12 protein-coding genes are annotated in these 8,612 nt (G+C 45.5%); all 12 read left to right on the top strand.

The window, feature by feature from the left end:
- The first annotated feature begins 5 nt into the window (after nucleotides 1-5).
- Genes CAG69_RS08055 through CAG69_RS08000 form a run of 12 tightly spaced genes read left to right on the top strand, consistent with a single transcriptional unit; the run spans nucleotide 6 to nucleotide 8,430 of the window.
- Complete coding sequence (locus CAG69_RS08055) at nucleotides 6-986, top strand: T3SS regulon anti-activator ExsD domain-containing protein (protein WP_152814876.1); 981 nt, start codon at nucleotides 6-8, stop codon at nucleotides 984-986.
- A gap of 12 nt (nucleotides 987-998) precedes the next feature.
- The gene (locus CAG69_RS08050) at nucleotides 999-1,427 is read left to right on the top strand and encodes a YscB family type III secretion system chaperone (RefSeq protein WP_012841763.1); all 429 of its coding nucleotides are present in this window, start codon (nucleotides 999-1,001) and stop codon (nucleotides 1,425-1,427) included.
- Nucleotides 1,424-3,298: a type III secretion system outer membrane ring subunit SctC gene (gene sctC / locus CAG69_RS08045; protein ID WP_152814879.1), complete on the top strand. Its 1,875-nt coding sequence runs from the start codon at nucleotides 1,424-1,426 to the stop codon at nucleotides 3,296-3,298. Before CAG69_RS08050 ends, sctC begins: the two co-directional genes overlap by 4 nt.
- A 5-nt stretch (nucleotides 3,299-3,303) precedes the next feature.
- Entirely contained in the window at nucleotides 3,304-4,605 is a 1,302-nt protein-coding gene (sctD, locus tag CAG69_RS08040) for a type III secretion system inner membrane ring subunit SctD (protein WP_012841765.1), read from the top strand.
- The gene (locus CAG69_RS08035; RefSeq protein WP_053807489.1) at nucleotides 4,592-4,795 is read left to right on the top strand and encodes an EscE/YscE/SsaE family type III secretion system needle protein co-chaperone; all 204 of its coding nucleotides are present in this window, start codon (nucleotides 4,592-4,594) and stop codon (nucleotides 4,793-4,795) included. Before sctD ends, CAG69_RS08035 begins: the two co-directional genes overlap by 14 nt.
- A 17-nt stretch (nucleotides 4,796-4,812) precedes the next feature.
- Nucleotides 4,813-5,061, top strand: a complete 249-nt coding sequence (sctF, locus tag CAG69_RS08030) for a type III secretion system needle filament subunit SctF (RefSeq protein WP_047009831.1) — start codon at nucleotides 4,813-4,815, stop codon at nucleotides 5,059-5,061.
- A 3-nt stretch (nucleotides 5,062-5,064) separates the two neighbouring features.
- Nucleotides 5,065-5,424 (top strand): YscG family type III secretion system chaperone, encoded by a 360-nt coding sequence (locus tag CAG69_RS08025; protein ID WP_047009830.1) that lies wholly within the window; start codon nucleotides 5,065-5,067, stop codon nucleotides 5,422-5,424.
- Nucleotides 5,421-6,056, top strand: coding sequence for a YopR family T3SS polymerization control protein (locus tag CAG69_RS08020; protein ID WP_053807487.1), 636 nt, complete (start codon nucleotides 5,421-5,423; stop codon nucleotides 6,054-6,056). The genes CAG69_RS08025 and CAG69_RS08020 overlap by 4 nt, the downstream gene beginning before the upstream one ends.
- Before the next feature lie 8 nt (nucleotides 6,057-6,064).
- Nucleotides 6,065-6,409 carry a type III secretion system inner rod subunit SctI gene (sctI, locus tag CAG69_RS08015; RefSeq protein WP_161443606.1) on the top strand — a complete coding sequence of 115 codons (345 nt, stop codon included), beginning with the start codon at nucleotides 6,065-6,067 and terminating at the stop codon, nucleotides 6,407-6,409.
- Entirely contained in the window at nucleotides 6,409-7,155 is a 747-nt protein-coding gene (gene sctJ / locus CAG69_RS08010) for a type III secretion system inner membrane ring lipoprotein SctJ (RefSeq protein ID WP_086015689.1), read from the top strand. Before sctI ends, sctJ begins: the two co-directional genes overlap by 1 nt.
- Nucleotides 7,148-7,813, top strand: coding sequence for a SctK family type III secretion system sorting platform protein VscK (gene vscK / locus CAG69_RS08005; protein WP_161443604.1), 666 nt, complete (start codon nucleotides 7,148-7,150; stop codon nucleotides 7,811-7,813). The genes sctJ and vscK overlap by 8 nt, the downstream gene beginning before the upstream one ends.
- Nucleotides 7,792-8,430: an HrpE/YscL family type III secretion apparatus protein gene (locus CAG69_RS08000; protein ID WP_006741524.1), complete on the top strand. Its 639-nt coding sequence runs from the start codon at nucleotides 7,792-7,794 to the stop codon at nucleotides 8,428-8,430. Before vscK ends, CAG69_RS08000 begins: the two co-directional genes overlap by 22 nt.
- Nucleotides 8,431-8,612: the final 182 nt, after the last annotated feature.

Genomic DNA, 8,612 nt, shown 5'->3' with positions numbered 1-8,612 from the left:
CATAAATGAAAAAGCAGCATTGGCGACGCCGTTCGCTTTTTCCAGACAGCATTGTGACACAACGGAAAGTGACTGTTTTGCAGAGAGGAGCTCGATATGAAAGTGCTTCTAGATCAACGCAGGATTTCAATGTTGTGCACGTCAATCACCGACAATTGTTGAGTGAAGGCGTCATTAATTATGAACAGTTATCTTTACTTCAGCGCTTGTTGGATAGAAGCGTCGTCGATAGCCTGTGCGCAAGCCAGTTGGTGAAAACGTATCAAAAGCTCGGTGCGTCGCTTGACCGATTCGCCATGCGTTTATTTTTGGAAATTGGGTCGCAGCTCAGTGATAGCCGCACACTCGTGACCTTTGAACAAAGACTGGAATACATCAACGCGCGTCTTGGTTTTCGCTTCAATTTAGCGGTGCCAAAAACGTTGATGCTTTGTTTTCATTTATCGCTAAACGAGTGGATTAACCGTCAAGTTGATCAAAGCGCTTTGCATGCCTCCATTAAAGTGGAACAGCTTATCAATCAGCTCGATATTCAAAAGGAATATTGGTCGAAACTATTGGGAGAGGACACCAGTGCGGTGTTTGTACAACAGCAACTCGATTTAATTGAGCGCCAACAACACCAGTTGAAAGATCAACTCGGGACGTTGAGTGAACAACAGATGCAAGTGATTGAATGTCATCGTTCGTTAATTGAGAAGTGGCAACCGTCCTTAGACGAGCTCAAAGGGTTCGCAGAGTACACTTCTACGACGGCTCAGTTTATCTCTGAGTGGAAAAAGTGGTGTTCGGAAGTTCGACTTGAGGCTCCTGAGCTGAACGAAGTCTGGGATGCATGCGATGTGGTTTACAACGACCAAAATGCGGTTGCGAAAGTATGGCAGTGGTTCAAGAGCATGCAAATTGTTGGCGACATCGATCACTACTATTTTGACACTCAAAGCGGCCAGTGCGGCCAGGCTTGCAATCACCTCAGCCAGATTTAAATAGGGCGTTAAATGTTAGATAAGATGATGAAATCTTTAGCGGAAACGCTAAAGGTAGGGGATTTTATTGCCTCAGAAAATGGCTCTTACAACATCGAGGTTGATCAGTTGTCACTGACCATCAAACAACACGCATCATGGTTTTTATGGGAAGCGGCTTTACCTTTCCAGTTTAAAGAGCATCTAGATTATCAACAAGAACAAGCGTTACAACGTTGCATGCAGCTCTCATTAAAAACAATCCGTGAAGATGGCTGCGTACTAACAGCAAATGATGATCAGCAGCTAATTTTACAAAGCAAAGTGAGGATCGAGGACTGTTCGATTGAGCTGTTCTCTTCTTTGCTTTCCAAGCACGTTAATCTATGTGAGCGTTATATGGCATTATTGGAGCACGAGCGCGTGAACCACACGATTAATCATAATGTGTGGTTGCCATGATGCGAAAAGTCTTTCCGAACATCAGACGTACTGCCACAAAAATACTGTTGTGTGCTGTGAGCTTTGCTCCGTTGGGATTCGCACAAGCAACAGACTTACACTGGCCCGAACAACCATTCCGATACTATGCAGATAACGACTCATTAAAAGAGTTGTTGAATAACTTTGGCGCAAACTATCGCGTTTCGGTTTCGGTGAGTGACAAAGTTAATGATCGAGTGAGTGGACGTTTTACTCCTGATGATCCGGCTGAGTTCCTCGACTACTTATCGCAAGTCTATAACTTGATGTGGTATTTCGATGGTGCCGTCTTACATGTCTATAAGGCGACAGAAACGCGCTCACGTTTACTCCAATTAGAATTATTGACCGCCAGAGAGCTACGAAGCACGTTAATTTCCACTGGAGTGTGGGATTCGCGCTATGGGTGGAGAGCCGCTGAAAGTAAAGGGTTGGTTTATCTTGCAGGTCCTCCACGTTATGTCGACTTAGTTGTACAAACGGCCGAAGCATTAGAAACGCGCCTGCTGCAGAAATCGAATTCAACCGACGAGTTATTCGTTGAAATAATTCCTTTGAAGTACGCTTCTGCAACGGATAGAGAAATTGCATATCGAGATCAGACCATTACGGTTCCGGGTATCGCCTCGGTTTTAAAGCGAGTCGTGTCTGGTGTTCAAACTCAAGTCACGAGCGCGTCGAGTAAAGAAGTTACCAGTTCAGATAAGCCTGTAAAAAGCAATAAAACCGCCTCAGTTCATGGCGGAGCAACGGTTGAAGCAGAGCCGGGCCTTAATGCGATTATTGTTCGTGATACTCAAGCGCGATTACCGCTCTATCGCAAACTGGTCGCTCAATTGGACCAACCGCAATCAAGAATTGAAGTTGCGTTATCGATTGTCGACATCAGTGCCAACGATTTAAGTCAGTTAGGCGTGGATTGGCGAGCGGGAGTGTCTGTCGGAAATAATCGAATTGTTGATATCAAAACAACAGGGGATGTGAGTTCGGGTGATGTGACTCTCGGCAGCGGACAAAATTTTAAGTCTTTGCTTGATTCAACCAATCTGAATTACCTGTTGGCTCAAATCCGATTATTGGAATCTCAAGGCAGTGCTCAAGTGGTTTCAAGACCAACACTGCTAACCCAAGAAAATGTCGAAGCGGTACTGAACAACAGCAGCACGTTTTACGTCAAGCTGGTTGGTAAAGAGACCGCAGCACTGGAAGAGGTCACGTATGGCACGTTACTGAGAATTGTCCCGCGTATCGTTGGTGACAGGTTTGCAGCCCGACCAGAAATCAATCTGAGCCTTCATCTCGAAGACGGGGCAAAGATTACCGATGGTGGTGTCGACGACCTTCCTTCCGTTCGTAAAACTGAAATCAGTACCTTGGCGACGGTGAAGCAAGGACAGAGCTTGCTCATCGGTGGTGTGTACCGAGATGAAGTGAGTCATCAGTTACGTAAAGTACCACTGTTGGGAGACATCCCATATTTAGGTGCGTTGTTTAGAAGTAATACCAACACTAAACGCCGCACGGTGCGCATGTTTATTCTAGAACCGCGAATCGTTGTGGATGGTATTGGCGATAGTGTGTTGATTGGTAATGAGTACGATCTGCGACCAAGCATTGGCAAGCTCAACAACATTTCCAACAACAGTGCTGAATTTAAATCGGTCGTCGAAGTGTATAGCTGCACATCAAAGACTCAAGCAGAGCGCTATCAGCAAGACTTATTGTCACAGCAACAGTCGTCTCAATTGACGCAGTGCCAATTGCCGACAGGGCAAAAGGGTTGGCGTGTAAAAGTATTGGAATGCGATGACTCACAAAGTGAGTGTGTGCGTCCATCAGAGGAGCCTTAACCGCGATGCAGCAATGGAAAATTCGTATTTTATCAGGCGTGCATTCCGGAGTTGAAGTCACCTTACCTGAGGGCGCTCTTGTGCTTGGCAGTGACGACTTTATCGCAGATCTCGTGCTGTCTGATGCTGGGGTCGAAGCTAACCATTTCACGTTGGTTTGCCAGCAAGACTCGGTCATTTTACGAGGCTGCAAAGAGGCAAATATTAACGGTGAAAACATCTCTGTTGAAGATGATGGGATCGAGTTGTCACGCCATGCCGTTGTCTCTGTAGGCGTTGTGAAGTTCGCACTGGGGTACGCAGAAGATGCGTTAATCGTGAGTAACGTCAGCGACGAATCTAGCGAACAGGATACACCTGTTGTTGCTGTACAACGCTCTAGCTGGAAAAAAACAACGCTCATCGCCTTGCTTTGTAGTTTTGTCCCGAGTGTCATTTTTGCTGGTATGTGGTACAGCCAAGCTAACGGAAACAATAATGAGACTGTCACAGAAGCAGAACCCATTGTTTTGGTGCGCAACATCTTAGGCGAGCTCAAACTTAGCGACGTTCGTGTGGAATGGAATGCCGCCGCACGCCAAGCGGTTTTGGAAGGCTATGTTGAAGATCGAACTCAGAAACTCGATCTGCTTGGTCGAATTGATGTATTAGGTATCAATTACAAAAGTGACTTAAGAACGATGGAAGAAATCCGTCGCGGGGTTCGATTTATTTTGCGAAACCTCGGCTATCACCAGGTGAAAGTCGAAAATGGGGATGAGACGGGCACACTGTTACTGACGGGTTATATCGATGATGCCAGCCGCTGGAACCAAGTTGAGCAAATTTTAGAGCGAGACGTACCGGGCCTAGTAGCGTGGAAGGTCGAACTGCAAAGAGCGGGTGCCTACATGGATACGCTAAAAGCCTTATTGACGGATGCGGAGCTACTGAAAAAAGTCCAGTTGGTTACCAGCGGTGATCGCATCGAAGTACGCGGGGAACTTGATGATATCGAAACGACTCGATTTTACGGTGTGACTCGAGACTTCCGAGAACAATATGGTGAAAAACCGTATTTAGTTTTGAAATCCATACCTAAGGTGAGTAAAGGCACCAACATCGATTTCCCGTTTCGTAGCGTTAACTTTGGTCAGGTTCCATATGTGATTCTGACCGATAACGTTCGTTACATGGTTGGTGCAAGAACGCCTCAAGGCTACCGCATATCCAGTGTTACGCCTGCTGGCATTGAGCTGGTCAAAGGCGGGCGGGTGATAACAATAGAACTCGGATACGAGGGCGAGACGAACAATGACAAATCTTGAACAAATTTTAAATAACGACAAAAACGGTGCGGAAGTGCACAAGATTAAGAGCAAGCTCTTAGAAGCACAAGCGGTGGTGAAACGTCAGTTGGATTTAGGGTGCTCACCACAACAGTACCAATTGCTACTCAAACAGTATGAAGCTTACATCGCCGCACATGCGGTCGTTGAATCATACGAAGCGAACTAAAAATACGAGGAAGTCTTATGTCATTTTACGATGCTAGTAACAGTGTAAACCTTGATGATGTTAAAACTAAGTTAGAAAAACAAGCGAAAGATGCCAACACAGAAGTGACGACTGCCATCAAGAACCTAGAAACAAACGCCGATGATCCATCTAAGCTGGCTGAACTTCAGCACGCGATCAACAAATGGTCTGTTGTTTACAACATCAATGCGACCACCACTCGTGCGATTAAAGATGTGATGCAGTCGATTCTCCAGAAGGTATAAAGCATGGAACGAGAAATGCGCCAATTGCTGGCTGAAATCGCGCTGATGGCAACCGGTATGCATCGTCATCAAGAAGCTAATACGATAGCGGACGGCCTTGAAGCAAGCTCCGGTTCTGAAGAGACCGTGGTGATGATTCGTGCAATGAGCCTCATGAATAAAGGCTTGTACGAAGAGGCTCATCAATTGCTCGAACCACTTTGCAACGCCTATCCAGATCTGATCAGTTTAGCGGCCCTTGCTTCCGCCAAAGCTGGTTTATTGAGCAAAGCGGAAAGTTGGGTAGAACTCGCATCACAGGGAAGCGAAGAAAGCCAAGCATTTGCAGCAAGCTTTTCTCAGGACATTAGGAACCTTGGATGATCGTTGATTCAAGTAATCTAACTCTTCAGCCTCAACCTCTGCGCCAATCGGAGTCGCGCCATTATGAGCGGAGCGATGAAGATAAGATGAATATGCTCATGGAGCGTAATGCCAAGCAAGCGGAAGCCTCACACGCCTCTCCAAAAGAGACGTTAGAGAAAACAGAAGCGAAACTGGCGGACATCAAAGCGTGGTATGAATCACTAAAAGAGGCAGATGTTGTCAGTAAACAAAGCGTCTTATCGTCGTTGAATGAAGCGTTCTCCGATCCTCAAGTTAAACGAGAGGCAATGTGGTACGCCTTTTATGAGGCGAAGAGTGCAAAGGGCACCGAACACCCGCAAGCCGATTTATTAAAGGTGTTGAAGCAGGAGTTGCTAGGGGATTTTTCGGGCCAGCTTATTGCCGAGCCACCTGTCGATAAAGCAGCACTTAAAGAAATGTTGGCGCAGCATTTTCCACTTGGTGCCCAGAAAGAACAAGCCTTGTGGCACTGCTGGGCTGAGTTGAAGTCGTTACCTGATATGGCATCAACGCTGGACATGGTCCGTGATGAGCTTAGCTTCATGATCCAAAAAAATGCGATGGTGAAAAACATCGTGACTCATAGTCACAAGTTAGATTTGTCTTAGGAGTACATATGATAAACACGCAGTACACCGAGGTGATGCAAACCAACATTGATAAGTTGCAGGATGCACAAGTCGAGGAAGGTTTAAGTGAACGTTTCGAACAAGCTATGTCGGTTCCCGAGGCGAATAATGGCTTGGAGGGCGGTTTGCTCGAAAACATCAGCGAGTTAAAAAATACTATCGATAACGCGAAAAGTAACCTGCAAGACAACATGAAGATGGTGGGTGATGATCCGGCGCAATTACTGCAAATGCAGTGGGCACTGACGCGCATTACTTTTCAAGAAGAGCTGATCGCGAAAACCGTGGGTAAAACCACACAAAACGTAGAAACCTTATTGAAGGCACAATAGTGATGATGAATAAAATGAGAGCGGTTTTCATCATGCTCACGTTGTTTCTGGTGGGTTGTCAGACCGAGCTGTACACCAACGTAACTCAGAAAGAGGGGAATGAGATGTTGTCGATCTTATTATCCGAAGGTGTCGTTGCAACAAAAGAACCTGACAAAGACAACACCGTCAAGTTAATGGTAGACAGTTCTCAAATCGCCTTCGCTGTAGACGCGCTGAAGCGAAAAGGGTATCCAAGAGAGCAGTTTTCTACATTGAAAGAGGTGTTTCCCAAAGACGATTTGATCTCGTCGCCATTAGCAGAACGAGCACGTTTGGTGTACGCGAAATCTCAAGAACTTTCTTCAACCTTATCTCAAATTGATGGCGTGCTGGTGGCACGTGTTCATGTTGTTTTAGAAGATCAAGATCTACGTCCAGGAGAGCGTCCAACGCCTGCATCTGCCTCTGTGTTTATTAAACATGCGGCGGATATTGCGCTTGATTCGTATGTTCCGCAGATCAAATTATTGGTGAACAACAGTATTGAGGGGTTGAATTACGATCGAATCAGCGTAGTGATGGTACCCTCATCAGAGGTACGAGTTGCTACTCAAAACAATCAATTTAAAAGCATTTTGTCGGTTCAGGTCACCAAAGAGACGGCGAATAATTTTGTCGCCATCCTGGTGTTCTTGGTAGCTGCGCTTATCGGTTCAAATATCGCTACTTTTACTTGGTGCCGTAGGAACACAAAGCGTGGTTAAACCAGAAACACCACTCGCGCAGGTACAACATCAATTTAACTACGCGCCTTGCCAGTACATCCATAAAAGTTGGATAGAACAGCAACAGCCTTGGTTATTAAATATTGAAGGTTGGAGAGATAACCCCATGTTTAACCAATGGTGCATAAATGAGTGGGCGTTATCTCCAGTTCCAGAGACGGCTTTTAACAAACCTTGCCATAGCTTGGCGTTGCTCCCAGCGGATGCGTTGAATCAACTCGTATTGATGGTGGGCGGAGCTTTACATTGTGTGGCAATGCGAGGCGTTGTTTTAAAACATCCGAAACAGGTTCTGAACAACGTCTTTGGATTGGAAGGTGCTCGGTTCTTGATTCAAAACGGGCCGATGTTGTTATCCAGTTGGCCGCAAGGTTGGCAACATCCGTTGCCAGAATCATTGGATGAGCGGTCTGTTGAAGCAAAAATGCAAGCGCTTGGGTACTCCTGGATAAGGTTTGTTTTAGTTAACTCGCCAGAAGACATTGTCCTGCGTTGGCAATTCAAACTAGAACAGCAGCTCAGCGAGAGTACGGAAATGGCTAGCTGGTTGGCAAAAGATCAGCGAGATCTGGCGTATCGACTCACAAAAAAAATCGCAAAACAGGTTATTCCCCAATGGTTTCATTTGTTGAAATAAAAACAGACAACTTGCAGCTGGCACCTGGCTTAAAGGTGCTGAAAGCGAAAGATTATGCCAGTTATCTTGATTCGCAACACTTAGTTGAAGCCGCGAACTCCAAAGCTGAAAGCATAATTGCTAATGCCCAACAAGCCTACGAAACTGAAAAACAACGTGGTTATCAAGATGGCCTTGCACAAGCTAAGATTGAAAATGCGCAAACGATGGTTGAAACCTTAGCACGTTGTAATGACTACTATCAGCAAGTCGAAGAAAAAATGACAGGTGTGGTGTTAGAAGCGGTGCGTAAGATCATCGATACCTTCGATGATGTCGATACCACGGTGAGTGTCGTGCGAGAAGCGTTGCAATTGGTGAGCAACCAAAAGCAGGTCATTTTACATGTCCATCCAGAGCAGGTTGTTGATGTGAGGGAAAAGGTGGCTGGTGTATTGAGTGATTACCCTGAAGTCGGTTACGTTGACGTGGTAGCAGATGCGCGCTTGAAAAATGGAGGCTGCATTTTGGAAACAGAAGTTGGGATCATCGACGCCAGTATTGATGGACAGTTGCATGCATTAAAGCAAGCGATGGTGAAGCAGCTCAGTGAGCGTAAAATTACGATTCATGAATAAATCTTAAAAACTCAGCACTTGCTGAGTTTTTTCATTTTAATGCCTTTAAACAAAAAAAATCCGACCATTTCTAAAATATTCATTGCCATAAATCCTTAAGAATACACCTAAGAAAGCTGCTTAGTTGATAAGTGTTGCAACCAAGCAGCGCCTCTAAAACAACAAAAATAGGATTATTTAGT

The organism is Vibrio sp. V43_P6S15P86, from assembly GCF_009904725.1.
In the GTDB taxonomy this organism is placed as follows: Bacteria; Pseudomonadota; Gammaproteobacteria; order Enterobacterales; family Vibrionaceae; genus Vibrio; species Vibrio diabolicus.
This window is presented reverse-complemented; position numbering and strand designations above follow the sequence as displayed.